The following is a 231-nucleotide window of genomic DNA, read 5'->3' on the forward strand; positions in this document are numbered from 1 at the left end:
AGTCAATACAATATACTGATTTTTAATCTTTTGAGCAACTTTTTCTATAATGCACTACGGGTTCATTTAATTATTTTTAAATGATTATCTGGAACTTTGTACCAAAATATTTATTAATGTATCATAAATTAAATATTGAAAACATTTTTTTCTATACACTGTGTGTCATTCCGTGCTTGACACGGAATCTCATCATTATTTATCTTGTGAGATGCTGAAACAAGTTCAGCA

Source organism: Paenimyroides viscosum, assembly GCF_003858535.1.
GTDB lineage: Bacteria > Bacteroidota > Bacteroidia > Flavobacteriales > Flavobacteriaceae > Flavobacterium > Flavobacterium viscosum.